This is a genomic window from Streptomyces sp. NPDC002851, from assembly GCF_053591935.1.
In genome coordinates this window covers 147,595-174,389 of sequence record NZ_JBSFUT010000010.1, presented here as the reverse complement: position 1 = coordinate 174,389, position 26,795 = coordinate 147,595, and the positions used below count along the sequence as shown (strand labels likewise).

General features: G+C 71.4%; 19 protein-coding genes. 8 read left to right on the top strand and 11 right to left on the bottom strand.

Features of this window, described 5'->3' with window-relative positions; translation table 11 throughout:
- Positions 1-11 precede the first annotated feature (11 nt).
- The 4 genes from mycP to eccB form a co-directional block, all read right to left on the bottom strand.
- Complete coding sequence (mycP, locus tag ACWD10_RS13775; protein ID WP_451090333.1) at positions 12-1,277, bottom strand: type VII secretion-associated serine protease mycosin; 1,266 nt, start codon at positions 1,275-1,277, stop codon at positions 12-14.
- Positions 1,278-1,469: 192 nt separating this feature from the next.
- Positions 1,470-1,754 (bottom strand): WXG100 family type VII secretion target, encoded by a 285-nt coding sequence (locus ACWD10_RS13770; protein ID WP_451090331.1) that lies wholly within the window; start codon positions 1,752-1,754, stop codon positions 1,470-1,472.
- A gap of 70 nt (positions 1,755-1,824) precedes the next feature.
- Positions 1,825-2,133 carry a WXG100 family type VII secretion target gene (locus tag ACWD10_RS13765; RefSeq protein WP_451090329.1) on the bottom strand — a complete coding sequence of 103 codons (309 nt, stop codon included), beginning with the start codon at positions 2,131-2,133 and terminating at the stop codon, positions 1,825-1,827.
- 249 nt (positions 2,134-2,382) lie between these two features.
- The gene (eccB, locus tag ACWD10_RS13760) at positions 2,383-3,966 is read right to left on the bottom strand and encodes a type VII secretion protein EccB (RefSeq protein WP_451090327.1); all 1,584 of its coding nucleotides are present in this window, start codon (positions 3,964-3,966) and stop codon (positions 2,383-2,385) included.
- Between the two features lie 611 nt (positions 3,967-4,577).
- Between eccB and eccE the strand changes: the two genes are divergently transcribed.
- The 3 genes from eccE (at position 4,578) to ACWD10_RS13745 (ending at position 10,223) form a co-directional block, all read left to right on the top strand.
- A complete protein-coding gene (gene eccE / locus ACWD10_RS13755; RefSeq protein ID WP_451090326.1) occupies positions 4,578-5,924 on the top strand; it encodes a type VII secretion protein EccE in 1,347 nt (448 codons plus the stop codon).
- Positions 5,924-6,784: a hypothetical protein gene (locus tag ACWD10_RS13750; RefSeq protein WP_451090324.1), complete on the top strand. Its 861-nt coding sequence runs from the start codon at positions 5,924-5,926 to the stop codon at positions 6,782-6,784. The genes eccE and ACWD10_RS13750 overlap by 1 nt, the downstream gene beginning before the upstream one ends.
- Before the next feature lie 304 nt (positions 6,785-7,088).
- Positions 7,089-10,223, top strand: coding sequence for an SCO5717 family growth-regulating ATPase (locus ACWD10_RS13745; protein WP_451090322.1), 3,135 nt, complete (start codon positions 7,089-7,091; stop codon positions 10,221-10,223).
- A gap of 64 nt (positions 10,224-10,287) precedes the next feature.
- On the opposite strand, the gene ACWD10_RS13740 is transcribed toward ACWD10_RS13745, so the two are convergent.
- Positions 10,288-10,548: a DUF397 domain-containing protein gene (locus ACWD10_RS13740; protein WP_451090320.1), complete on the bottom strand. Its 261-nt coding sequence runs from the start codon at positions 10,546-10,548 to the stop codon at positions 10,288-10,290.
- A 274-nt stretch (positions 10,549-10,822) separates the two neighbouring features.
- Between ACWD10_RS13740 and ACWD10_RS13735 the strand changes: the two genes are divergently transcribed.
- From ACWD10_RS13735 to ACWD10_RS13715, 5 genes are all read left to right on the top strand, one after another.
- The gene (locus ACWD10_RS13735; RefSeq protein ID WP_451090318.1) at positions 10,823-12,739 is read left to right on the top strand and encodes an ABC transporter substrate-binding protein; all 1,917 of its coding nucleotides are present in this window, start codon (positions 10,823-10,825) and stop codon (positions 12,737-12,739) included.
- 15 nt (positions 12,740-12,754) lie between these two features.
- On the top strand, positions 12,755-13,849 hold the full coding sequence (locus ACWD10_RS13730) for an ABC transporter permease (RefSeq protein ID WP_451090316.1): 1,095 nt from the start codon (positions 12,755-12,757) through the stop codon (positions 13,847-13,849).
- Positions 13,846-14,841: an ABC transporter permease gene (locus ACWD10_RS13725; RefSeq protein ID WP_451090314.1), complete on the top strand. Its 996-nt coding sequence runs from the start codon at positions 13,846-13,848 to the stop codon at positions 14,839-14,841. Before ACWD10_RS13730 ends, ACWD10_RS13725 begins: the two co-directional genes overlap by 4 nt.
- The gene (locus ACWD10_RS13720) at positions 14,838-15,827 is read left to right on the top strand and encodes an ABC transporter ATP-binding protein (RefSeq protein ID WP_451090312.1); all 990 of its coding nucleotides are present in this window, start codon (positions 14,838-14,840) and stop codon (positions 15,825-15,827) included. Before ACWD10_RS13725 ends, ACWD10_RS13720 begins: the two co-directional genes overlap by 4 nt.
- A gap of 127 nt (positions 15,828-15,954) precedes the next feature.
- Positions 15,955-16,956: an oligopeptide/dipeptide ABC transporter ATP-binding protein gene (locus ACWD10_RS13715; protein WP_451090310.1), complete on the top strand. Its 1,002-nt coding sequence runs from the start codon at positions 15,955-15,957 to the stop codon at positions 16,954-16,956.
- Between the two features lie 43 nt (positions 16,957-16,999).
- On the opposite strand, the gene ACWD10_RS13710 is transcribed toward ACWD10_RS13715, so the two are convergent.
- From ACWD10_RS13710 to rbfA, 6 genes are all read right to left on the bottom strand, one after another.
- A complete protein-coding gene (locus tag ACWD10_RS13710; protein ID WP_451090308.1) occupies positions 17,000-18,556 on the bottom strand; it encodes an ABC transporter substrate-binding protein in 1,557 nt (518 codons plus the stop codon).
- A 101-nt stretch (positions 18,557-18,657) separates the two neighbouring features.
- Complete coding sequence (locus ACWD10_RS13705) at positions 18,658-20,955, bottom strand: hypothetical protein (protein WP_451090306.1); 2,298 nt, start codon at positions 20,953-20,955, stop codon at positions 18,658-18,660.
- A gap of 104 nt (positions 20,956-21,059) precedes the next feature.
- A complete protein-coding gene (locus ACWD10_RS13700; protein ID WP_451090304.1) occupies positions 21,060-22,049 on the bottom strand; it encodes a bifunctional riboflavin kinase/FAD synthetase in 990 nt (329 codons plus the stop codon).
- Positions 22,050-22,319: 270 nt separating this feature from the next.
- The gene (locus ACWD10_RS13695) at positions 22,320-25,151 is read right to left on the bottom strand and encodes a trypsin-like peptidase domain-containing protein (RefSeq protein ID WP_451090302.1); all 2,832 of its coding nucleotides are present in this window, start codon (positions 25,149-25,151) and stop codon (positions 22,320-22,322) included.
- A gap of 265 nt (positions 25,152-25,416) precedes the next feature.
- Positions 25,417-26,322 (bottom strand): tRNA pseudouridine(55) synthase TruB, encoded by a 906-nt coding sequence (gene truB, locus ACWD10_RS13690; RefSeq protein ID WP_451090300.1) that lies wholly within the window; start codon positions 26,320-26,322, stop codon positions 25,417-25,419.
- Entirely contained in the window at positions 26,319-26,768 is a 450-nt protein-coding gene (rbfA, locus tag ACWD10_RS13685) for a 30S ribosome-binding factor RbfA (RefSeq protein WP_451090298.1), read from the bottom strand. Before rbfA ends, truB begins: the two co-directional genes overlap by 4 nt.
- Positions 26,769-26,795: the final 27 nt, after the last annotated feature.

Here is a 26,795-nt window from a genome sequence, read left to right as displayed (position 1 = left end):
CTGAAGTCTTCCTACTCCGCGCCCGAGTTGGACCTCTTACGGTGCCAGTCCCGGACGGCCACCCCGCTACCGGCCGCCGTCAGCACGAGGACCAGGCCGAGCCCCATCACGTACGTGGCCACCCTCTGATCGCGCTCCGCCCTGGTCTCCCCCAGCGTCACCGCCATCGGCTCAACTCGCTCAGCGCTCGCCGCCGGCGGCTCCGGCTTCGGGGAGCTGCCCGGTGTCTTGCCGTCCGACTCGAGGGCGGCGATCGGGTCGACCACTCCCCAGCCCACGTAGCGGTTCGGGTCCGTCGTCGGGCGCTGGGCCGTTTCCTGCATGCGGGTCGCGACCTGTTCCGGGGTCCAGTCGCGGTGCTCTTCCATCAGCAGTGCGGCTACTCCGGCGACGTACGGAGCGGAGAAGCTCGTACCGTCGTCGGTGCACTGGCCGCCCTTCGGGACCGTCGAGACCATGCCGACGCCGGGAGCGGCGATGTCGACGAAGTCGCCGGCCTGTGAGAAGAAGGCGCGCTCGTCGTTGCGGTCCGAGGCGGCGACCGCCAGGACGCCGTCGTAGGCCGCCGGGTAGGTCTCCTTGGACTCTCCGTCCGCGCCGTCGTTTCCGGAGGCCGCGACGACCAGGATGCCGTTGTCCACGGCCTTCTTGATGGCGGCGGCGAGGGGCGGGGGGTTCTTCCGGTCCGTGGTGTCCGAAGAGATGTTGATGATGTCGACGTTCTGGTCGATCGCGTAATTGATCGCCGCCACCATCGTGTTCGAGTTGCCCTGCTTCTCCTCCGCGCCCGTGTAGCGCAGCGGGAGGATCTTTGCGCCAGGGGCGATGCCCTGGAAGCCCGTGCCCGGAATTTTCTTGGCCGCGATAATGCCTGCGACCTTGGTTCCGTGGCCCTCGATGTCAGTAGTGCCGTCTTTCGCCTTGCCGACGAAATCCTTGCCGCCGGAGGCCATTTGGCCGGCCAGTTGTTTATTCGAGTCGTCTACGCCGGTGTCGATTACCGCTACCGTGACGCCCTTGCCGGTGGCCTTGTCACGCAGCTGGTCCAGGAGTATGCGCTGGAGCGACCATGGCGTTGACGGGAAGTTCTTGCCGCCGAACTTGCACTCGGAGCTGGCGGTGAGGTTGACGTCGCCAGGGTCCTTGGGCTCCTTTGTATCGGCCGAGGCCGGGATTGCGGCCGATGCGAGGCAGACGCCCGTTGCCGCGAGTACGCCAACGGCCCGCTGTAGTGCGCGGGTTCCACTCGTACGCGTACGGGGCGTCAGGACCCCCATGTTCAGGACCCCCCAGGGTTGCCTTGCGGAATACAGAATACGAAATGCGGAATTGCGTCGGATCAGATGAGGAGCGGCAGGGGAAAGAAGCAGGTGCCGAGCCGCTTGTGGCCCAGCCGACGCTCAACACGCCAGCTGGGCCGCAGACTTGAGCCGGGTCGCCAGGCGGCTGACCCGGCTGGATCGGAGGACTCAGCCCCAGATCTGGGCGTTCGCCTTCTCGGTACCCCTGTAGCTTTCAGCCGAATTGTCCAGCGCTTTGGCGATCTTCATCAGCGTCTGGTGCAGGTCAGCGGCGGTCTTGTCCCACTCGCGCTGCTTACGCTGGTAGCCCTCCTGGGCTTCACCTTCCCAGCTCTGCGCGACCTGCCTGACCGCGTCCTCAATGTCCTGCAGCCGTTCCTTGATGTGGCCGGCGGTCTTGCGTACATCCTGGGCGGCGGTGGTGATGGTGGTGTAGTTGACGAGAATCGACATCGTCATTCCCCTTCAGGAAGAAGTTCAGTGGAGAGCGGAGGGCGAGGTGGAAGCCCCAAAGAGAGACCGATCAGCCGAAGTCGGACATGATCTTGCTGATCTCTGCGTTCTGCTGCTGCTCCTGCGCGTTGTAGTTCTTGCGCGAGGAGTCCACGGCTTCCTTCATGTCCATGAGGAGGTCGCTCATCTTGTTCGCGTCCGTGTTCCAGCGTTCCTGGAGGCGGTGGTACGCGCTGGCGGCCTCACCCTTCCAGCCGCCTGCGATCTGCTCGATCACGCCACCGAGGCGCTTGATCTCGCCCCTGATCTCGTTGTTGGCCCTGTCGATCCTGCCCGAGAGCTTCTCGAGCTCGTGCTCGGTTACCTTGAAGCCGGCCATGGTGAACCTTCCCCCATGTCGTCGTGTTCCGGGGAGCCCGTACCGCCTCCCGGATAAGCGCCATATCAACGAGCGCCCTACAGAACTCTATCGTCCGGCGCCCGCGCATCCAGCGGCGGCTGCGATCAGTTACAGACTTCACACACGCGGGCGACGGATCTGTGATTGAAGAAGGTCAACTCCGGGCAGTGGTAACTGCTTTGGCGCCCGGAGCGCCCCGAACCCCTCCGCCTCAGCCGCCGCAGCGCATCACTGGCTCTGCGGCTGAGAAGCACTCCCCGTGTCCAGCATCGGCCCCTTCGGGATGAATTCGGCCCACGTCTGCGGGACGTATGCCGGCTTCTTCACCTTTTCGTAGCCGAGTCGGGTGCGCGCCTTGTCCGTTTCTTCGTTTTCGTCCTTCGAGCCCTCGCTCTGGCTGCCGTCCTTGTCCGCCGCGCTGTCGTTGCCGGTCGGCAGGGAGTAGCGCAGGCCCGTGTCCGTCAGCAGGTACGTACCGCCGCCACCGGCGGCCGTGCCCCGGATCTGCTGGAAGAGCAGGCCCGAGCCGGAGGAGACGTAGGCGCTCGTGGAGTCGGAGATGACCTTCTTCGGGTACGCCTTGCCGGCCCAGGCGCTGAGGTTCGGCTTCTTGGTGTCCTTGTTGATCGTGCCGTTGTAGACGCTGCACGAGGTGTTGTTACCGGTGCCGGTGGCCGGGTCCGTGGCGTTGGCCTGCTTCGGGGCCTGCTGCGGCCAGCCCTCCTCGCCGTAGTAGCTCGGAGCCGGGCCGCCGTTCGCCGTGGCGATGTCGGACGCGGCGGCGTCGATCGGCTTGGGCTGCTTGCCCTGGTACGCCTGCTCGGCCGCGGGCGAGTTGAGGATCAGGTCTTTGACGAACTCGCTGATCGCGGCGACCTTGTTCGGCAGGACCACGTAGTACTGCTCGCCCTGCGCGTCCGCCGCCTTGAGGACCGTACCGACCGTCGACGCCTCCGGCTGCAGGCCCTGGACCTTGGTCTCGGAGCCGACGCCCTGCACCGCCGGGAAGCTGATCGTGCCCCCGTCGTTCAGGGACTGCAGCCACTGCTTGCTGACCGGCTGCGGGGTGGCGCCCTGGCCGACGGTCGCGAGGCGCAGCTGCTGCATCTCCGTCTTGTTCGCGAAGACTTCCTTGCTGCCGAGGCGGAAGGCGTTGCCCTTGTCGTCGATCAGGAACTCCAGCTTGCTGCCGGGCTCCATGACGTAGAGCGCCTCGCCCCTGTTCACCTTGCCCGCGTCGCGGACGGCCGCGGACTCTTCCTTGTCGAAGACGAAGACCGCGCGGTCGACCTCGGCGGCAGCGCCGGTCTTGGCGGTCGGCCGCTCGCACACCGCCCACGTCTTCGCCGTCTCGGCGTCCTCCGGCGAAGGCAACCGATCCGGCGCGTAAGGAATGCCCAGGGTCGGCCCGTGGCGGATGTCGCTCTTGTCGATTTCCTTGCCGGGGACCTCGAGGACGGTGCCCTTGCCCTTGTCGAGGAGGAGCTTGGCCGAGGCGTAGTTCAGTACCGGGTGGAGGGTCTTGGCCTTGGTGTCCTTGTCCTGGAGGACGACATAGCGGGTCGTGGAGTCGCTGTCGACGATGATGTTCTCGCCGGGGGTGTCCCAGCCCTTCGGCGCCGTCGGCTTGATCACGCCCCAGGCGATGAAGCCGATGACCAGGATCACGCCGACCGCGAGGCTCGGCATGACGGTCCGCACCGGTCGCGGTGCGCCCTCCTCCGACCCGCCGGGCTGCGGTGCCAGGAACGCCGCGACGGTGCGCTTGCGAGCGAACGTATAGGCGGCGAGCTCATCCCGACGCTTTGCCATGTGTCCCAGCTCTCCCGTTTCTCCCGTTTTGCCATGCTCATCTGCCGCGCAACCGCGGCGCGTTCCCTCGCGGCCCGCCGCACACCCTGTCCCGCAGCCTGTCCCGCAGCCTGTCCCGCAGCCTGCCGCGCATCCCCCACGCATGGTCCGCGCTTCGCCCGATTCGTCCGGTACGGATCCGATACGTGCGTTACATGCGGAAGGAACGCATCCGGTACGCCCGGAAGAAGGTCAAGCCCCGGCGCCCGTACGCGGCTTGGTGGCCACGTCCAAGAGCCGGGTAAGCACAACAGGGCACCTACTATGCACTGCCCCGGAGGCCCTCGGCTCACGAGGTCCGTTCTGTACGGGAAGTTCACAGCCCCGCCGCGATTTCCTGGCTCGGCCCCCGTGTCACGCGGGGCCCCGCAGCGGGTAGCGTGACCTCCCACACCAGTACGTACGCCGCGACGGACTCGGGACAGCCGAACACCGCGACGGCCGAATACCGCGGCACGGCACCGCATCACCTCAGGCCCGAGCACCACCGCACGCAAGCACCGCGACAGCGAGCCGCGACCAGCCGACAACAGCGAACAACAACTGCGAAAGCGAAAGGGAAACCCCGGGGGATGAGCAGCGCTACGAGCACTCGGCGCGGAGGCCGCGCACCGCAGCAGCCGAGGGGCCGCCGAGGGAACGGCGGCGGCAGCGGGGACGGCCGTACGCCCGTCCCCGCGCCCACGGCGGTCACCTCCGCGGCCCCGCGCACGCTGCCCCGGCCCGGCGGCCTGGGTCCGCTGCGGCTTCAGCAGCTCGTCCTGGTGGAGCTCGCGGCCGCGATCATGGTGGTCGCCTGGGTGACCGAGCGGTGGCTGCTCGCCCCGGCCGGTGCGGTCGCCGCGCTGCTCGTCCTGCTCGCGATCCTGCGTCGGCACCATCGCCCGCTGCCCGAGTGGTGGGAGACCGCGCGCGCTCTGCAGCACCGCCAGCGCGAGGCCAAGCAGCCGGTGCCGCCGGGTACGGACCCGATGCTGGCGCCCGCCGTCGAGTGCGACCCGGCCCTTCGGACGTACAGCTTCGTCTCGCGGGACGACCGGTCCATCGGGATGATCGGGGACGGGTCCTTCCTCACCGCGGTTCTTTTCGTGCAGCCCAGCGATGAGCCGCTGCGGCCCGAAGTCGCCCGCCGCCAGCTGCCGTTGCACCTGATCCAGGACGCCCTCGAGGTCGACGGCATCCAGCTCGCCTCCGCCCAGGTGGTTCAGCACACCCAGCCCGCGCCCGCCCCGCACCTGCCGCAGCAGTCGGTCGCCGCGCGGTCGTACGGCCCGCTTCAGGCCCAGGCCGGTTCGCCCGCGCTGCGGCTCACCTGGATCGCCCTGAAGCTCGACCCCGAACTCTGCCCGGAGGCCGTGGAGGCCCGCGGCGACGGCGTTCCCGGTGCCCAGCGCGCGCTTCTGCGCGTCGCCGACCAGCTGGCCAGCCGCCTCGCGGGCGCCGGTTTCGAGGCGACCATCCTGGACGAGAACGAGCTGGTGAACGCGGTCGCCACGTCCAGCTGCCTGAACCCGCGCGCCAACAGCCAGCACACCGGCAACGACCGCCAGCCCGCCCAGCGCCGCACCGTCGAGGCGGCCCGCACCTGGCGGGTCGACGACCGCTGGCACACCACGTACTGGATCTCCCGCTGGCCGCAGCTGGGCCAGGGCGGTGTGGGCCTGCCACAGCTGGTGACCCGCTTCACCTCGCTGCCGGTGCTCGCCACCACCTTCAGCACCACACTGAGCCGGGCCGGGAACCGCGGCATCGCGATCGCCGGGCACGTCCGCATCACCGGCCGCGGCGAGAACGAACTGGGACAGGCGCGGCGCGAGTTGGAGCGCGCCGCGGGCGCCTCGAAGGTCGGCCTGGTGCGCCTCGACCGCGAGCAGGTCCCCGGAGCTCTGGCCACCCTGCCGCTGGGAGGTACCAACTGATGTCCTATCCCACTCCGACCATGAACCCGGGGCAGCAGCACGGCCAGGCACCCGACAACGCCGTACGCCGGCCCGCGCACGTCGCCTCGCCCACCGACACCGGCATGATCCCGCTGCTCCAGGCGCCGGATCAGCAGCAACCGCAGCAGCAGCGACGCATCTTCAGCCCGGGCTTCGGCCTGCGCGGCCCGCGCCGCAACCGGCATGTGGTGGCAGCCGAGGAGATCGCCGCGATCAGCATGCCGATCGGCGACGACGGCGTGATCATCGGCACCGACACCGACAACCAGCCCGCCGTGCTCGGCCTCGCCCGGCCCAACCCGTTCGACGTGTGCGTCGTGGGCGGCCTGTGGCTGGCCCAGGTGCTCGCGCTGCGCGCCGCCGCGACCGGTGCCCGGGTGGCCGTCGAGACCGGCCGCCCGCAGGTATGGACGCAGCTCGCACAGGCGGCGGGCGGCGGTCAGCAGTGCGTGACGGTGTATCCGGTCGGCCGGGTTCCGGCACAGGGGCCGTCGGTTTCCAGCCCCGTTGTGCTGATCCGTGACTGCGGTGTACGCCCGCCGCGCGGCCGTGTGACGTCGCTGCCCTGGCAGTCCGTGGTGACCGTGCTTCCGTACGTCGGTGAGCACGCCCCTCGTTGGCTCGCGCAGGCCCAACTCGTCGGTATCCAGCGGATCTCGCCGCAGGAGACCGAAGTCGTACGCGACACCCTCGGCGTAACCGCCGACCACCTGCAGCTGCTTCCGACCTTGTCGGACAACGTGGCGCTGTGGTGTACCCGTAAGCACCGTAAGTACGTGATGACCGAACCGACCGACGCGGAGACGGGCCTGTTGGGGACGGCCCGCAGAATGGACTGAGCCCCGGCGCCGCCCCTCACTGTGGAAGGCTTCCGCACTTCGCGGCTCTTCCGCAGAGGGGGTGGAGATCCGTCGCCCGCGCGGGGGTTGAGCTCCCCCGGGCCCCCCGTGCCCCCGGGGCCACCCGGTCAACAGAACGGGTGGCGGAGACGGAGCGCACACAAGGGCGCTTTCCCGTACCGTGCCACGAGTGATTAGGCTCTTCTGGTGATGCGGTGTACGTCGCTGACGCGGGGCACGCACCACCCCGCCCGACCGACCGCGACGACGCATTCAGCAGCAGTGGCTGACCAGGAGGCAAGCAGTGAACAGGGATCGGTCCGACTACCGTGGCGGCCAGTCCCCTGACGGGGACGACCGTGACATCGACCTCACGGGCGAGTTCGAGATCGTCTACGAGCCTCCTTCTTGGTACGACCAGGGTTCTCAGGGGGGTTCCGCAAATAGCGGGCATACCGGACAGGCGTCGGCACCCCCGCCGCCACCGCCGCCACTCGGCCCGACCGGCGGCGGTCAGCAGGGTGCGCCGCAGCAGCCGCCGGTCCCGGAACAGCAGCAGCCGCACCACCCCGCCACTCCTGCCACCCCTCCCCCCGCCGCCCCGGCACCGCCCGCTCAGCCCGGGCCCTTCGGGGGCGGACAGCAGCAGTCGTACGGTGCGGCCGGTACGTCCGGTGGGCAGCAGCAGCACGACACCTCTGGTCAGGCACAGCAGTACGTTCCCGGGGCCGCGCCGCAGCAGCAGGCGCCGAGCACGCCCGCGGAGGCCCCGCAGCAGGGCGGGTACGGCTACCCGCAGCAGCAGCCCTCGCAGGGGGGTTACGGCTACCCGCAGCAGCCCGCACAGGGCGGCGGTTACGGCTATCCGCAGCCCGGTACTCAGCAGCCCGCCTCCGCTCAGCCGCCCGCGCCGGAGGCCGCGGCGCCCGCGCCCGTGGCGGAACCGGTGACGGCACAGCCCGCGGCGCCCGCACCTCCGGCTCCGGCTCCGGCCGCCGGGGGGATCGCGCCGCCCGGGTTCCCGGTGTTGCGGCCGGTGGACGAGGACGCGAGCGCGGCGCCTGCGGCTTCGGCTCCGGCCCAAGCTCCGGCCCCGGCCCCGGCTCCTGCGGTGCCCTCGCCCGCTTCGGCGCCCGAGGCGCCCGAGGCTGCCGAGACGCCGGAGGCGGACGCCGGTGAGCGGACCGCATCCGATACGGCCGACGCGGGCGACGCCCAGCTGAACTACGCGGCGGCCGACGCCGAGGCGGCCGCGCTCTTCGGCTCCGCCGATGACGAGCCGGAGGCCAATGCCGAGCCCGAGTCCGCGCAGGACGGGGCTCAGGGCGGCGAGCAGCCGGAGCAGGCCACCGCGGAGAGCGCGGACGGTGCCGGTGACGCGGCGGCCGACTCCGGTGCCGCTGCGGGCGCTTCGGGCGCCGGCTGGGGCAACGCGGCGGCTCAGGCCCCCGATGCCGCGCAGGCCGCCGCCCAGTCGGCCTCGACCGGTGCGCCGCTGCCGCCGCAGGCCGGACAGGCGGGCCAGCCCGGACAGCAGCTGCCCCCGCTTCCGCAGGGTTACCAGCCCGCGCAGCCCGACCAGCAGGCCGCCGCGCAGGCAGCACAAGCCGCCCAGGCACAGCAGCAGGGCGGGTACGGCTACCCGCAGCAGCCACAGCCGGGCCAGCCGCAGCCCGCCCAGGCCCAGCCCCAACAGGCCGCCGCCCAGGGCGGGTACGGCTACCCGCAGCAGCCCCAGGCACCGCAGGCCCCCCAGGCCGGACAGCCCGGCCAACCCGGCCAACCCGGCCAGCAGCCGCAACAGCCGCAGGCACAGCAGCCGCAGGCGGGGTACGGCTACCCGCAGCCCGCACAGCAGCAGCCCCAGGCACAGGCTCAGCCGCAGCCGCAGCCCGGCTACGGCTACCCGCAGCAGCCCCAGCCGGGCCAGCCGGGTCAGCCCCAGCAGGGCCACCCCGGCGCGCCCCAGGGCCAGCAGGGCCACCCCGGCGTACCCCAGGACCAGCAGCCCCAGCAGCCAGGGCAGCCCCAATACCCGCAGCAGCAGGGCCACCCCGGGCAGCAGCACCCGCAGGCGAACCCCGTACACCCGGGCCAGCCCCAGCCGGGCCAGCAGCCGCAGCAAGGCCAGCCGCAGCAACAACAGCCCCAGCAGCCGGGGCAGCAGCAGCCCGGCCAGCCCCAGGGCTGGTCCGCCGGTCCGCAGGCCGGACAGCCGGGCCCGGCCGGGCAGATGGGCCCCGGTGGCCCCGGCGCGCAGCAGCCGCAGCAGCAGGTCGCGCCCGGCACGCCGCTCGGCTACAACGCGGCCGTGGAGCTGTCCTCGGACCGCCTCCTGCGCAACCAGCCGAAGCAGCGCAAGAACAACGCGGCCCCGTCCCGGTTCAAGCTCGGTGCGAAGAAGGAAGAGGCCGAGCGGCAGCGGAAGCTGGACCTGATCCGTACGCCGGTGATGTCCTGCTACCGGATCGCGGTCATCTCCCTCAAGGGCGGCGTGGGCAAGACGACCACGACCATGTCCCTGGGTGCGACCCTCGCGTCCGAGCGTCAGGACAAGATCCTCGCGATCGACGCCAACCCGGACGCGGGCACGCTCGGCCGCCGGGTGCGCCGTGAGACCGGGGCGACCATCCGTGACCTGGTGCAGGCGATCCCGCAGCTGAACAGCTACATGGACATTCGCCGCTTCACCTCGCAGGCGCCCTCCGGTCTGGAGATCATCGCCAACGACGTGGACCCGGCGGTCTCCACCACGTTCAACGACCAGGACTACCGCAGCGCGCTCGAGGTGCTCGGCCGTCAGTACCCGATCATCCTGACCGACTCGGGCACCGGTCTGCTGTACTCCGCGATGCGCGGAGTCCTCGACCTGGCCGACCAGTTGATCATTATCTCGACCCCGTCGGTGGACGGTGCGAGCTCCGCGTCGACGACGCTCGACTGGCTGTCTGCGCACGGCTTCGCCGACCTCGTGCAGCGGTCGATCACGGTGATCTCGGGTGTCCGCGAGACCGGCAAAATGATCAAGGTCGAGGACATCGTGGCGCACTTCGAGACGCGCTGCCGCGCGGTCCAGGTGGTGCCGTTCGACGAGCACCTCGCGGCCGGTGCCGAGGTCGACCTGGGCATGATGCGGCCGAAGACCCGGGAGGCGTACTTCAACCTCTCGGCCCTGGTCGCCGAGGACATCGCCCGCACCCAGCAGGGCCAGGGCTTCGCCCCGCAGCAGCAGCAGATGATGCAGCAGCCGGGGCAGCCGCAGCAGGGTTACCCGCCGCAGCAGGCCCAGGCTCCCCAGCAGGGCTACCCGCCGCAGAGCCAGGGCGGTTGGCAGCAGGGCCAGCAGCCCCCGCCGGGCCAGGGCTGGACCCAGGACCCGCAGCAGGGCCAGCCGGGTCAGCAGCCGGGCGTGGTGCCGCCGGGCTGGACCCAGCAGTAGCCACAACCACCGCATAAGGAGAGGGGGTTGACGTCACCCGACGTCAACCCCCTCTCCTTGTACGTCACTTCAGGTCGAACTCGCCGTCCCGCGCCCCGAGGACGAACGCCCGCCACTCCGCCTCCGTGTAACGGAGCACCGTGTCCGGGTCCTTGGAGTTGCGCATCGCGACCGCGCCGCCCTCCAGATAGGCGATCTCGACCTTCTCGTCCTCCGGGCCCCCGGGTGCGCTGTGCCACTCGACGCCGCTGATGTCCAGGGCGTACAGGGCGTCCTTCTCCGCCTTCTTGCGGGCCGCCAGCTCTTCCTCGTTCTCCGCCGACATCCGGGTCACTCCGTTCCACGGGCCTCACGAACTGCTTGGACTCTACCCGTAGTGGAGCCACCCGATGAGGTGCTTCAGAGGACTGGACCAATGAGGGTTTCCGGCTTCAAGTGGGCAGGAATGCAAGGGCGTTCCCGCAGGCCACGCGGGGTGTGTTCGCCGTTGACATGTTTAGACCACCGCTGATAGACACTCACCCCATCCAGACCGCTGTTCGTACGTCCCCGCACGTCCCGCCCTTTGTTCTCGAGCAAAAGACGCGAGGTCACCGCAGATGGACACCAGAGATCAGCACGCTCCTCCCCCAGGGCCCTCAGGGCCCCCAGGTCGCCAAGGTCCCGGCGGCACGGCTCGGCACCGCCGCCGTGCGCGGCAGCTGCTCGGCGCGGGCGCCGGGGCGCTCGCCCTGACCGCCACGCTGGCCTCGCCGCTCGGACCGGCGCCGGACGAGGCCCGGGCGGACTCCTCCGAGTCAGGCGGCAAGCAGACTCTCACGGTCGCGGTGGCGCAGAGCGTCGATTCGCTCAGCCCGTTTCTCGCCCAGCGTTTGGTCAGTACGAGCATTCACAAGCTGATGTACGAGAACCTGACCAATTACGACCCCAAGGACGCCCACACGGTTCCAGGGTTCGCCACCGAGTGGAAACCCTCGAAGGACAAGCTCACCTGGACATACACGATCCGCAAGGGTGCGAAGTGGTCCGACGGGAAACCGGCCACGGCCGAGGACGCGGCCTGGACGTTCAACAAGGTCATGACGGATGAGGGCGCGGGCACGGTCAACGCGGGCTATGTCGCCAACTTCAAGAAGGTGACGGCACCTTCGCCGGACAAGCTCGTCATCGAGCTGAAGAAGCCGCAGGCCACCATGACGGCCCTCGATGTGCCGATCGTGCCGAAGCACATCTGGGAGAAGGTCGAGGACTTCGGGAAGTTCGACAACGACCAGAAGTTCCCCATCGTCGGCAATGGCCCCTTCATTCTCACGGACTACAAGAAGGACAAGTTCGTCAAGCTGAAGCCGAACAAAGCCTTCTGGCGCGGCGCCCCGAAATTCGACGAGCTGCTCTTCAAGACGTACAAGGACCAGGACGCGGCGGTCGCGGCCCTCAAGAAGGGCGAGGTGTCCTTCGTCGCCGGGCAGCCCGCGCTCACCCCGGCGCAGGCCGCCGACCTGAAGAAGCAGCCGAACATCAAGGTCAATGACGCCCCCGGCCGCCGGTTCTTCGCGCTGGCCACCAACCCGGGCGCCCGCACCAAGGACGGCAAGAGATTCGGCGACGGCCACCCCGCGCTGCTCGACCAGAAGGTGCGGCACGCGCTGTTCCTCGCCATGGACCGCGAAACCATCATCAAGAAGGTCTTCCAGGGGTACGCGGTCGAGGGCGAGGGCTACATTCCGCCGCGCTTCTCGGACTACTTCTGGAAGCCGACCGCGGAACAGAAACTGTCGTACGAGCCGAAGCGGGCCGCCCAACTCCTCGACGAGGCGGGCTACAAGAAGAACGACGACGGAAAACGGGTCGGCAAGGACGGAAAGCCGCTGAATTTCCGCATTCTGTGCCACGCCACCGATCCCGCGGACAAGGCGATCGGGAACTATCTCAAGGAGTGGTGGGGCGCGCTCGGCATCGGCCTCGAGGTGCAGTGCCTCGACAATGTCACCGACCCCTGGTACGCGGGCGAGTACGACCTCGCCTTCGACGGCTGGTCGGTGAACCCGGACCCGGACTACGTCCTGTCGCTGCACATCTGTGACGCGCTGCCGAGCAAACCCGGCGCCACCTCACCCACCGACAATTTCATCTGCGACAAGAAGTACGACGAGCTCTACAAGAAGCAGCAGGCCGAATACGACCCGGCCAAGCGCGCCGACCTCGTCAAGCAGATGCAGTCGCGGCTCTACGACCTCGGGTACATGAACATCATCGCGTACCCGAACGCCGTCGAGGCCTACCGCACCGACCAGATCAAGTCGATCACCACGATGCCCTCGGACGCGGGCAACATCTATGGCCAGGACGGCTATTGGAGCTGGTGGTCGGCGGTCCCGGCGGACGGGGCCGAGGCCTCGGACGACGGTACGTCGGCCGGCACGGTGGTCGGCATCGTGGCGGGTGTGGTGCTGCTCGCCGGTGCGGGGGCGTTCCTGGCGCTGCGCCGCCGGGCCTCCGCGGAAGATCGCGAATAGGCGGAGCCCGCTGATATGACCGACCCCAGTGCACGTGCCACCGTGTCGCTCGGTGACACGACCGACGGTCCGGCCGCCACCACGGCGGCCGGGCCGCCCGGCCGGGCCCGGGACGCGCGCGGTGGGCACCTCGCCGCCTATCTCCGGTACGTCGGCGGAAAGCTGCTCGGCGCGGCCGTCTCCCTCTTCGCCGTTCTGATCACCAGCTTCTTCCTCTTCCGGATCATCCCGGGCGACCCGGTGCGCACCATCACCCACGGCCGCCCCGTCTCCGCCGGTGAACTCGAGGCGCTGCGCCGCCAGTTCGGCATCGACAAGCCGCTGTGGGAGCAGTTCACCCAGTACTGCGGCCAGGCGCTCCGCGGCGACTTCGGCAACTCGTACCAACTCAACGATCCCGTGGGCGAGTTGATCCTCGACCGGGTGCCCGCGACGCTCCTCCTGACCGGCACGGCCTTTCTGCTCTACTCGGTGATCGGCATCTGGCTCGGCACCCGCTCGGCCTGGCGCAACGGCGGCGCGGGCGACCGCGTCAACACGGGGCTCTCGCTGTTCCTCTACTCGGTGCCGTCGTTCTGGCTCGGCCTGATGCTGATCAACGTCTTCGCGGTCGGCGTCGGATTCGTCCCGGGCCTGTTCCCCACCGGCCTGATGGAGTCCGGGGACGGCAGCACCGGCCTGGCGCACGCCCTGGACGTCGCGCACCACATGGTGCTCCCGGTGCTCACCCTGGTCGCCGTCGGGTACGCGCAGACGCTCCTGGTGATGCGCTCCTCGCTGCTCGACGAGATGGGCGGGGACTATCTGACGACGGCCCGCGCGAAGGGCCTGCGGGACGATCTGGTACGCCGCCGCCATGCCGTGCCCAACGCGCTGCTGCCCACGGTGACGCTGCTCTTCGTCAACCTCGGGCATGTCATCGCGGGCCAGATCCTGGTGGAGACGGTCTACTCCTGGCCGGGCCTGGGCGGACTGTTCTACGAGGCCCTGAGCATCCCCGATCTGCCGCTGCTTCAGGGCCTGTTCTTCGTCTTCGCGGCCGGAGTCATCCTGATGAACACCCTCGCCGACCTGATCTATCCGCTGCTCGACCCCCGGGTGGGCCGATGACCACACCCGAGAACACGACCAAGAACACCACCACGAACAAGACCAAGAACCAGACCAAGAACCAGACCGGGAACACGACCGAGAAGGTGACGGTGACAGGGAAGCCGGAAAGCCCCCGGGCCCTCGCCCGGCAGCGCCGTCGCCGCTCTCTCGTCCGCTTCTGGCAGCAGTACCGCACCCACCGCGCCGGACTCTTCGGCCTGGCCGCCCTGGCCCTCTTCGTCGCCCTGGCGCTGTTCGCCCCGCTGATCGTCGGCGCGGACGTGCAGAGCGTGACCAGGGCGCCGGGCACGCCGCTCGAGGCGCCCAGCGGGGAGTTCCTCCTGGGCACGGACAAGGACGGCCGCAGCATGCTCGGGCTACTCGTCTGGGGTGCCCGCTTCTCGCTCACGGTCGGCTTCCTCGCGGCCGCCCTGTCCGTGGCCATCGGCACGCTGATCGGCATCACGGCCGGGCACTTCAAGGGCTGGTACGCCACCGTGATCATGCGGGTCACGGACTGGTTCCTGGTGATGCCGACGCTGGTCCTCGCGATCGCCCTGGCCAGTGTGATGTCCCGGTCCATCTGGACGGTGATCGTGGCGATCGGCGTGACCACCTGGCCGACCACGGCCCGCCTGGTGCGCGCCCAGACGCTCGCCGTGGAGTCCCGCCCGTACATCGAACGCGCCCGCGCGCTCGGGGGCGGCCACGGCCACATCATGGCCCGGCACGTGCTGCCCAACGTCATGCCGCTGGTCCTCGCCCAGACCACCCTGGTGATCTCCTCGGCCGTCCTGACCGAGGCCACGCTGGCGTTCCTCGGGCTCAGCGACCCCACGATCGTCTCCTGGGGCGGCCTGCTCCAGGACGCCCGGGACGCGGGTGCGACCACGGACTGGTGGTACGTCATGCCGCCGGGCCTGGCCATCGCCCTGGTCGCCCTGTCCTTCACGCTCTGCGGCCGCGCCGTGGAGTCCGTACTCAATCCCAGGCTGGGGGCGTCCCGTTGACCGCTTCCACACATCCGCAAGCCTCGTCCTCCGATGGGCAGCCACTGCTCGACCTGAGGGACGTCTCCGTGACGTACGCCTCGGGGGCGGCCGCCGTCCGCGGCGTCGACCTCACCCTGCGGGCCGGGGAGAAGCTCGGCATCGCCGGGGAGTCGGGGTGCGGCAAGTCGACCCTGGCGCACGCCCTGCTCCGGCTGCTTCCCGCCGGGGCGAAGCTCTCCGGCGAGATCCTGCTCGACGGCGAGGACGTCCGCACCATGCGCTGGGGCCGCCTGCGCGCGGTCCGCTGGGCGGGCGCGTCCATCGTGTTCCAGGGCGCGATGCACTCGCTCAACGCCGTGCACCGGATCGGCGACCAGATCGCCGAGCCGATGCTGATCCACGGCACGGCGAGCGGAGCGGCGGCGCAGCGCCGGGTCGCCGAACTCCTGGAACACGTCGGCCTGCCCGCCGCCCGCGCGGCCACCTACCCGCACGAGCTCTCCGGCGGCCAGCGCCAACGCGTCATGATCGCCATGGCCCTCGCCTGCGACCCTCGCCTGATCGTGGCGGACGAGCCGACGACCGCTCTGGACGTGATGATCCAGGCCCAAATCCTCCGCCTGATCGAGCAGTTGGTCACGGAGCAGGACCTGGCCCTCATCATGATCAGCCACGATCTGGCGGTCCTCGCCGACACCTGCGACCGCCTCGCGGTGATGTACGCGGGCCGCGTGGTGGAACAGGGCCCGGCGACGGACGTCTACCGCAACGCCCGCCACCCCTACGCCAAGGCCCTCTCCGCCGCCTTCCCCCGCATCGGCGACCCCGCATCCCGCCACGCCCCCAGCGGCCTCCCGGGCGACCCACCCGACCCTTTGTCGCTGCCGACAGGCTGCGCGTTCCATCCACGGTGCCCGGTGGCGGAGGAACGGTGCGGGGTGGAGGACCAGACGCTGCGGGCAGCAGGCGAGAGCGCTTGGAGGGCGGCATGCATCCACGTATGACTGCTGTGGCCGACGCGACCGCTGTCCCCGCTGTGGGCCCACCCTCTGTCCCCGCTGTGGGCAGTCGTTCCGCAGGGCGGAACGGGTGGGCACAGCGCCCCGGCTCCGGGCACCTGGAAGGCCGACGATGACCGAGTCACCCCTGCTCAGCGCAGCCGACCTGAAGGTCACCTTCCCCGGACGCCGAGGCGCACCTCCGGCCAAGGCGGTGGATGGCGTCCACCTGACCCTGAAAAGGGGCGAAATCCTATCCCTAGTAGGCGAGTCCGGCTGCGGCAAGACCACTCTCGCCCGCACCCTCCTGGGCCTGGAACGGCCCTCCGAGGGCGAAGTGAGGTTCGACGGCACCCCCCTCGCGTACGACACCCGCTCCCTCAAGGCGTACCGCGGCCGCGCCCAGCTCGTCCTCCAGGACCCGAGCGGCTCGCTCAACCCCCGCCATACCGTGTACGACGCCGTCGCCGAGGGCCTGCGCATCCACGGTTACGCGGGCGACGAACGCACCAAGGTCGGCGAGGCCCTGGCCCGGGCCGGTCTGCGGCCGCCCGAGCGGTTCTTCCTGCGCTACCCGCACGAGCTTTCCGGCGGCCAGCGCCAGCGCGTCGTCATCGCGGGCGCCCTGGTCCTCGACCCCGAACTGCTCGTCGCGGACGAGCCGGTGGCCTCCCTCGACGCCTCCGTACGCGGGGAGATCCTCGCGCTGCTGCTCGGGCTCCGCCGCGACCTCGGCCTGAGCGCGCTGGTCGTCACGCACGATCTGGGGCTCGCCTGGAACATCGCGGACCGGGTGGCGGTGATGTATCTGGGCCGGGTGGTCGAGACGGGCACGGTGGAGGAGGTGCTTACGGCGCCCCGACACCCGTACACCCAAGCCCTGTTGTCCGTCCTGCCGGAGGCCGGTGGCGAGCAGGTGGTGCTCACCGGCGAGCCCCCGGACCCGTCCCGCATCCCCTCCGGCTGCCGCTTCCACGCCCGCTGCCCGGTCCTGGCCTCGGGCGAGGCGGAGCGAGCGGGCGTGGCGGAGTCCTGCCGTACGAAGGAGCTGCCGCTGCTCGACGGGGACGACCGCGAAGGCTCCGCGGTGGCCTGCCACTGGGCCCACGTAGGCCCCCGGCCGACCACCACGTAAGCAGCCGCAGCCCTAGGGAGTCTCCCCTTAGGGGTGTCTCCCTCTAAGGCTGCACCCCCTTCCAGAACGTGTACGCCCCGGACGGCTCCAGCTCCACAATGGGAACCCGCTTGGCCACCGGATCCCCGTCGTCGCCGAAGTAGATCGGCCCGCTCAGGGCCGGTACCTCGTTGCCCTCCTTGATCTGCAGCATCATCTGAAGCACGGCACCGGAGGTGGCGTTCTTCGGTCCGGCGTCCCGTATGGCGCTGCCCGCGATGAGCATCGCGTCGTGCACCGCGATGACCTGCCCGTCGTCGAGCCGGTTGGCGGGCTGCCCGGTCAGCCGGAGGTAGCGCTTGGTGAACTCGGGCATCGGGTCCTGCTTGCCGCCCGGGTATCCGCCGCGCCACAGGTCGGGGTGGGCGACGGCGGTGAAGCGCACCCTGACCTGGCTGAGCTTCCACCGCTCGGTGAACTTGTTGAGCTGTTCCGTGCTCTCCTGGATGTCGGAGTACATGCTGACGGCGTCGTCGCCGGTGAACACCGTGACCGGGCAGCGCTGCCCGAAGGCGCCCATCGCCGTGATGAACAGGCGCAGTTCACGGCCCCGGCCCGCGAAGTACAGGGCGTCGGGCCGGTCCCGGCAGACGCGTTCGGCGATGGAGGCGAAGGCGTTGGTGAGCGCGTCCGCGTCGGAGCTGTACTCCAGGCGCAGGTCGAGGTCGAGCCCCTGCTCCTTCGCGGCCTCGGTGAACCCGTTGTAGAGCGAGACGGGGTAAAGGTCGGTATCACTGCGGTCCTTGACGACGCCGATCCGGTAGCCGGACTCCTTGCGCTGGATCTCCTTGAGGTGACGGGCGGCCGCGAACGCCTCGCCCTTGTTGGGGTTGACCACCCGGAAGAAGCCGATCTTGCCTTTGTTGGTGAGCTCGTCCGCGGTGGACGCGGCCCCGATCAGCGGCAGTTCGGCCTTGCGCAGCCGGTCGACGGCGTCCCCGGTGGCGTCGAAGGACGGCCCGAATCCGGTGACCGCGACGAGCTTGTGCCGCTCGTCGTCCTTCATGTCGATCAGCCGGTCGGTGAGCGGCTCCCACTGTCGGGCCCCGGCGCCCGGGTTGGCGAGCAGCAGCTTGATCTGCGGCTCGTCGCCCATGCCGCCCTCGGCGGAGCGGTTGAGCGCGTGCTGGGCGAGATAGGCCCCTTCGAGCTCCTGGCGTGCCGAGTTGTCGTCCCGGCCGGTGTCGTCGGTGGTCATGGGGTGCACGTAGGCCACGGCCACCCAGGGCTTGCCGGACTCCTCGACGTCCTTGTTCTCCTCGTGGATGAGCCGGGTGATGTCCGCGAGGGAGTCGTCGAAGGGGTGACTCCCGTCCGTGACGCCCACGCACTCGTCGTGCGGGCCCTCTTCCCACACGCCTTCGGCACAGCGGTCGAACCAGTACGCCCGGGTGCCCCAACTGGAGCCCGCGAAGAAGTAGAGGGCGTACAGCAGAAGCACCCCGGCCGGAACGGCCCAGCGCAGGTGGCGCCGCCGCGAGCGCGGCGCGGGCGGCGGCTCGGGCGGGCTGCCGGGACCCCGGCCGGGACCGGGGGACGGCGGCTGAAGGGGACCGCTCATAGAGGCTCCTCTCGGTACGCCGTCACCACGGCTCCCAGGGATACGTCGTCACCGGCCATGGTTCTCAAGCACCTGAAGCACCTGTGGCACCTGTGGCACCGTCACCAAGGCTCCTGCCGGTACAGGTTCTTGCGGTCGTCGAACGTCTGCCATTCGCGCCAGGGCAACCCGCGCCGCAACTCCTCCAGTTGCTCCGCGATGACCTCGCGTAGCACGGCCGTCGGGTCGGAGAGCGGGTCGGACCAGAGATGGGCGTACGGGTCCGTCTCCGGGTGCAGGGTGAGCTGCCCGGCGATGAGGAGCCGGGCGATCGGCATCTGCTCGGCGGGCACGCGACGCCGGGAGTCGGCCGCCCCGGCCGCCTCGGCCACGAGCCGCTGGTACTCGGCGCCCGCGTCGACGACGGTGCGCAGGCCGGGGCGCGGCGCCCGCTGCACCCAGGACAGCGCCCGGCACCAGTACTCGGCGTCGAGGGTGCCCTCGCACACCCGCCGGTACGCGGCGTGCAGCAGGGCGGTGGCCCCGGCGAGATCGCCGCGCGCGAGCCGGTAGTACGCCTCTTCCCGGCCGCCACGGCCCGGGCCTGGCCCCGGCCCTGGCCCCGGCCCCGGCCCACCGGCGTCACCCGCGTAGGTGCCCCCGTCGGCGCCCTCGTCCAAGTCCGAGTCCCCATCCGAGTCCCGGTCCAGGTCCGGGTCCACGTCCGGGTCCAGGCCCGCGCCCCCGCCCCGGTCCCCCACCGTCTCGTCCACCAACACCCGGTACACCTCGGCCCAACTCCTCCCCGAACCCGTCCCGTTGGACTCCGGCGGCTGCGCCAGCTCCTGAAGGAGCGCGCGCCGGAGCACATCGGGCAGTACGGCGACCGGCTCCCCGTCCACGCCTACGACCTCGCAGCGCAGGTCGTCGCGCGCCACCTCGGCGACCCAGTCCCGCAGCGAGCGCGAGCCCGAGCGCCACAGCGCGTCGGCGGCGATGGCCTGCCCCGGCGCGACGGCCGCGGCGGCGCGCGGCAGTTCGGGCCGTACCGCGGGCAGCAGCCCGTCCAGGAGGCGGCCGAGGACGCGGCCGCCGACGGCGTGCTCGCCGTCCGCCGCGAACACCTCCTGCACCCGCCGCGCCAGGTGGGTCTCCTCCGCGAAGTTCCCGAGTTCGGTGAACACCTCGGCGCAGGCGTACGGCTGACCGCGCGTCAGCTCGTACAGGACGCGGCCCAGCCAGGCCGCGGGCCGCGAGATACCCGCACTGGCCTCCCGCGGCAGACCGCGCACCAGGGACGCGGCGTGGTCGCCGACCTCGGTGCGGTCGAGGGCGCGCAGCTGGCCGACGGCCAGCGGCCCCGCACCGCCCACCGGCCGCGGCACGAACCGCTCCCGACGGTCGGCGGTGATGGTGGTGCTGGCGGTGACAGCGGTGCTGGCAGTGCTGGCGGTGACGGCGGTGCTGGCGGTGCTGCTATCGGTTCGCTGCCAGCAGCCCAGGTAACCGCCGTGTGGAACGAGCCCGCGCTCCAGGTCGCGCAGGAGCTGCGGGCGGCTGCGGGCGGCGGCCACGACGAGCAGCGGGTCATCGGCCCGCCGGGCCTGCCGCGCCTCGGAAAGGGCCCGCAGGAAGGTGTCGCCGAGGGGCGTATCGACGTTGTCGAGCAGCAGCAGGGGACGCCAGGTGCGCCGCTGCCCGTCCCCGGCGGCGTACGCGCGGTGCAGATCGTCGAGGAAGGCCCGGAGCAGCAGCTCCTCGGCCTCGCCGCGCTGCGGCCCGGTGCCGTGCCGGAACCGGTGGTTGAGCCCGGCGAGGAACTCCGCCGGTGAGGCGGGCGGCACGGCCTGGACGGCGCGGACGGCGCGGCGCAGCTCGCGGTGGCGCCGGGTGATCCCCCAGAGCCGTCTGCCGCTGCGGACCAGGGGGAACACCGCCATGGCGAGCGGCGGGACGCCCGCGAGCGAACCGGCCGTCTCCAGGAGCGTGAGGAAGACCTGCTCGGACGTCTCGTCGGCGCGGCCCTCGTCCAGCGCCGCGCGGATCTGCCGCACGGCCCGCTCCCGGCTGACCGGGTCGGTCTCCGCGGCCAGGACCAGGGCGAGCGTGGCGGTGGCGGGCAGCCGAAGGGCCGGGAAGCGGGGCGTCTCGTGGCCGAGGCCGAAGGCGATCTCGGCGATCATCTCGACGGTGCCGCGCACCCCGTCGTCGAACTCGGCCAGGTCGAGCTCGGCGGTGTGGGTGAGCTGGGCGAGCCACTTCAGATGGGCGAGCAGCGTGGTCTTGCCGCTGCCGCGGCCGCCGAGGAGCAACAGCGGGGGCGGGGACTCGTTTCCGGAACGGTGGACGAGCTGTTCCTCCAGCCACTGCCCCACCACGCGATCGCGCTCCGACGAACCGGCCCACGCATCCCGCGCCACAGCACCCCCTAGACCTGTGCGCCTAGGATGCCGTAATTCCCTTGCGGAGAAACCCAGTTCGGGGAACGCGAGGAACGTGGGGAACGTGCGGGGGCTTAAGAGGGCTACGCCGGGCCCGCGGCGCTCGCCGAATCCGACGGGTCGGCCGGTCCGGCCGGGCCGACCAGCTCGCGGCAGCGCTTCACATCGTCCGCGATCGCGTCGAGCAGCTCCTCGATCGAGTCGAACTTCGCCTGCCCGCGTACGAAGGCGACGAAGTCCACGGCCACGTGCAGGCCGTACAGATCGAGCCCGACCCGGTCGATGGCGTACGCCTCGACGGTCCGCTCGGTGCCCTCGAACTGCGGGTTGGTGCCGACCGAGATCGCCGCGGGCATCGCCTCACCGGCGGCGTGCAGCCACCCGGCGTACACCCCGTCCGCGGGGATCGCGGTGTGCGGCAGGGTCTCCACGTTGGCGGTCGGGAAGCCCATCTCGCGGCCGCGCTGCGCGCCCCGGACGACGACGCCCTCGACGCGGTGCGGGCGCCCGAGGATCTCGGCGGCCCCGGCGACATCGCCCTCGGCGATCAGGCGCCGGGTCAGCGTGGAGGAGAACGGCGCGCCGCCGCCCGCGTCCCCGGTCACGAACAGGTCGACGACCTCGACCGCGTAGTCGTACGAGGTGCCGAGCTCGGCGAGCACGTCGACGTTGCCCGCGGCCTTGTGGCCGAAGCGGAAGTTGGGACCCTCGACGACCAGGCGCGCGTGCAGCTTGTCGACGAGCACCTTGACCACGAAGTCGGCCGCGGACAGCTTGGAGAACTCGCTGGTGAACGGCAGGATCAGGACCGCGTCCACACCGAGCTCGGCCATCAGCTCGGCCCGCCGGTGGTGCGGCGCGAGCAGCGGCGGGTGGCTGCCGGGGCGGACGACCTCGCTGGGGTGCGGGTCGAAGGTGACGACGACGGCGGGCACCCCGAGCTCGCGGGCCCGCTCGACGGCCCGCCCGATGATCAGCTGGTGGCCGCGGTGCACCCCGTCGTAGGAGCCGATGGTGACGACGCTGCGCCCCCAGTCCTCGGGGATGTCCTCCAAGCCACGCCAGCGCTGCACGGTGTTTGCTCCTCGCCGAACCTGTGTACGTCGGTACGTCCTGATGTTTGCGCAGGACTAAGAGTGCCATGCCGGGCGAGCGCGGCTCGCATCGGCCGGTCACGTAACAATCAGCCCGTCGGCAACGATTCAGCCCGTCGGCAACAATCAGCCCGTCCGGGTTTGAGGACGAGCGCGTTCAGCGCGATATAGCGGGGTCTGGGGGCGCAGCCCCCAGGTGCGGCACCCGAGCCGACGGCACGGTACGTGATCCGCAAGCCCCGCCCAGGCTCACCGCGCGAGCAGCGTGAGCGCGGCGTACCGCAGCAGCCTTCGGTCGGCGTCCGTACGGGCATACGGCGCGACCCTGGGCCCGTACGTGGCGGCCGCGGCCCGGCGGCCGGGGCGCGCGTCGTGCGCCCAGCGGTCGACGGCGCGGCAGAGCGCGGACGGTTCCTCCTCGGCGAGCGCGGCGAGCAGCTCGTCGCCGCGCGGGTGCGCACAGTCGACCAGAGCCTCGGTGAGCTCGTCGAGTGCACCGTGCCGGTGGGTGTACAGGAGCGCCTGTGCGGCCCGCGCCACGGTGGCCGCGGGGGCCGCGGGCAGCGGCCGCTCGTCGGTGAACCACCTGGTCAGAAGCGGTTGTACGGTGCCGGGGTGCTGCCGAAGCCACTCCCCCACAGCGTCGAGGAACCGCTCACCGCCGGGCGCGCCGCGGTCAGCGTCCGTCACGACGAGCCGCCGCAGCAGATCCATCCGCTCCTCGGCGGGCAGCGGCAGCGCGCGCCAGAAGCCCGGCCCGAACCCCGCGTACGCCTCCACCGGCCGCCGTACAAGCACCCGCTCGGCGAGCAGCCGGAGCACCCCGAGGTACGGCCTGCCGTCCGGCACCCGCGACACCGTCTCGGCAAGCAGCCGCGCGGCCCACCAGGGCGCGTCCGAGCCATACGGATCGGCGCTCTGCGTGAAGTGATCCACCGCGTGCACCAACTCCTCCAGGCGCAGGGCCAGTTCGGCGCCGCCCTGGTGCCGTTCGAGCACAAGCAGCGCCTGCACGACGGGGCCGATGCGGTGCCGAGGCACGGGGTCACCCGCACCCGCCACCTCACCGTCCCGGTCCCCCCGCCACCACTGGTGCACCAGCGCCCACAGCGCCGCGTCCAGATCCAGGTGCACCCCCTGGATCCAGTCGGCCAGCTCCTCGTGCGCGAAGCGGTACCCGGTGCCCGCCGGGACGAACAGCCCCTCGGTGAGCACGGCCGAGGCCCAGCCGCTCGCCCGCGGAAAGACCGCCTCGAACGACTCCCGGTCGAGCTCCCCTTGCCCGGGCCCGAGGCTCCGCCGCGCCGCCTCGTGCAGCCGCCCGGAGGTCCGGGCCGCGAGCCGCCGTACCGCCGTGCCCCGCAGCCCACGCCCGGCAGCGAGCCGCACCGCCACCCGCAGACACATCAGATCGAGATACGCGGAGAAGATCTGATCCCGGGACGGGCACCCGACCACGGCCCCATCCGCGCCCCCATCCCCACCCCCGTCCGGCAGCGCGGCCCGCACCTCGGCCAGGAGCCGCAGGGCCAGCGGATGCCGGGCGTCGGCGGGCGACAGGGCCCCGTCCGGCAGGCCGTACCGCTCCCGGGCCCGCGCCGCCTGCTCCTCGTCCAGATCACCGAGGCGCACACAGGCAGGCAACCGCGCCCCGGCTGCCCTGTGCAGCGCACCGTCCGGAAAGAGGGCCCCGGCCTGCTCCCAGTACTCGGTCCGGCACCCCACCACGAGCCGCGCGCCGGTCTCCCGCAGCCAGTCCACGGTTCCCGCGGTCCACTCGGCGAGTCGATGGGCAAGCACGGGCGGCATCTCCTCGGGCCCGTCGAGCAGGACGAGCATCGGCCGCCCGGCATCACGGGCGATCCGCGCCACCCGCCCGGGGCTCAGCTCCCCGAGCCGCCCGACCTCGGCCCCGCCCCAGGCCCAGGCCCCGCACTCGCCCCCGGTCCGCTCCACATGCTCGGCATACTCGGCCGAGGCCGCCACGATCCGCCCCGCATCCTCCAGGGCCCGCCCCACCGCGTCCGCCACCGACGCGTCAGCGTCCCGCAGCCCGGCCCCGCGCAGCCACACCGTCGGCCCGGGCTCGCTCCTGTGGGCCCGCCGCGCAGCCGACCCGGCCAGCTCCGTCGTACGCCCGCACCCGGGATCCCCGACAAGCCCGAGCACACAGGCCGAAGAACCACCAGCCCGCGCAGCACCCACCGAACCCGCGGGGCCAAGAGACCCCTCGCCAAGAGCCCCCTCGCCAACAGACCCCCCACCATGAGCCGTCCCGCCAAGAAACCGCTCCAACTCCCGCACCACCCCGGCCCGTTCCACCGGCTCCACCGGCTCCACCCGCGCCGGATCCCGCCGCGGCCCGTCCGAGCGGCCCGAGCCGACCGGGCCGACCGAGACCGCCGTGAGCTGGAGCGCGCCCGCGAGGTTCAGATCGCGGCCGTACGCGGGTACGGTCGCCGCGTTCCGTGCCAGGAGCCGTTCCAGGGGCCCGCCCGGCTCCGCGGCCGCGGCCGCCTGCCGCAGGGGTACCGCGAAGACCGCGGTGTGGTGTGCGGAGTGCAGTGCGGTGCCGAGGACGGCGAGCACCGCCCCGGTGTCCGCGTCGAGTACCGGTCCCCCGGCCGCTCCGCCGCCGATCCGCAGCGCGTCCCGGCCGTCCGTGCCGACCGCCAACTCCAGGGCGGCGGGCACCAGATGAGAGGAATCGTTCGGGCGATACGTCACCGGCGTACCGGCCGAAAGGATCCGCGCCTGCCGCCAGCCGCGCGCCGCGATCCGCACATAGTCACCGACCGCGACGGCCGCGCGCACGGCGATCGGCAGCGGCCGCACCCCCAGGCCCTCGGTGTTGACGAGGGCGAGATCGGCCTCGGGCAGCGGCGTGACGGCGTCCGCGCCGACCGCACAGATACGGTCGCCGGGCGCGTGCAGCAGGAGCCCGGCCAGTCCGTCGACGGCCTCGTGGCTGGTGACGACCGTGCCGAGCTCGTCCGCGACAAAACCGGTCCCGCGCAGCCGCCCGGCCGGATCGCAGATCCGCACCAGCGCACCGGGCCGACGGGACCCGCCCTGCCCCATGTCGCACCACCACCCTCAACCGAGGCCGAGCCCCGCGCCACCCCGGGCCACCCCGGGCCACCCCGCTGCGACCGACCGTAAGTCGATCATGATCAGCCGGGCAGGGCACCAATCGGATGCGCCCCCTTCCCACCCCGGGTTCACTCCGAGCGCCCGCACAAAGGGGTGAATCGACGGCAACGGCCGGACAGACTCTCAGGGAGGGGGGTAGTGGGGCGGGCAGCCGACCGCCGTCCGCCCCACAAGGCACCCGCGTGCAGAGCCCTCAGCCGAACACGGCCAGGCTCTTCGCCTTCCCGCCCAGCCCTTCGACGAGCGCGATGAACCGGCCCTCGGGGTCGAAGACGCCGACCGGCTTCCCGGAGCCGTACTCGTCGGGCATCTCGAGCCGTACGCCGTTGAGCAGCAGCCGGGCCCGCCGGGCGTCCACCTCCCAGCGCGGGAACGCGGCCGTCGCGGCCTTGGCGACGGGCATGACGGTCAGCTCCTCCTGGAGCTGGTCGAGGGTGTGCGCCGCGTCCAGCTTGTACGGGCCGACCCGGGTGCGCCGCAGCGCCGTCAGATGCCCGCCCACGCCCAGGTCGGCGCCCAGGTCGCGGGCGAGCGCCCGGATGTACGTACCGGACGAGCAGACCACCGAGACGACCAGGTCGACGACGGCGGTGCCGTCCTCGGCGACGGCCTCGCGGACGTCGTACACCGCGAAGGACGAGACCGTCACCGGCCGCGCCGGGATCTCGAAGTCCTCGCCCTCCCGCGCCCGCTTGTACGAGCGCTTGCCGTCGATCTTGATGGCGCTGACCTTGGACGGCACCTGCATGATGTCGCCGGACAGCTTGGCGACACCGGCGTCGATGGCCTCGCGGGTCACCTTGGACGCATCGGTGCAGGAGGTGATCTCGCCCTCGGCGTCGTCGGTGACGGTGTTCTGGCCCAGGCGGATGGTGCCGAGGTACTCCTTCTCGGTCAGCGCGAGATGACCGAGGAGCTTGGTGGCGCGCTCGACGCCGAGCACGAGCACGCCCGTCGCCATCGGGTCGAGCGTGCCCGCGTGCCCGACCCGCCGGGTCCGGGCGATACCACGCATCTTGGCGACGACATCATGCGAAGTGAAGCCGGACGGCTTGTCGACAATGACAAGGCCGTCCGGCGTTTTGTTCTGCTGGCTCATTCGGCGGCGGCGTCCTCGTCTTCCTCGCCCGGCTTCTTGTACGGGTCCGCGCCGGCCGCGTACGAGGCGCCCGAGGAGGCCTCGCGCACCTTCTCGTCCGAGGCCCGCGCCTTGTCGAGCAGGTCCTCGATGGTCCGGGCGTTCTCCGGCAGCGCGTCGGCCACGAAGGTCAGCGTCGGCGTGAACTTCACGCCCGCCGCCGCGCCCACCGCGGAGCGCAGCACGCCCTTGGCACTCTCCAGGCCCGCGGCCGCGCTGGCCCGGTCCTCGTCGGAGCCGTAGACCGTGTAGAAGACGGTCGCCTCCCGCAGGTCACCCGTGACCCGGGTGTCGGTGATGGTCACGTGCGAACCGAGGCGCGGGTCCTTGACCCCACGCTGCAGCTTCTGTGCGACCACCTCTCGGACGAGGTCCGCCAGCTTCTTCGCCCGCGCGTTGTCGGCCACTGGTCCGTCTCCCTCTTGTTCTTACTT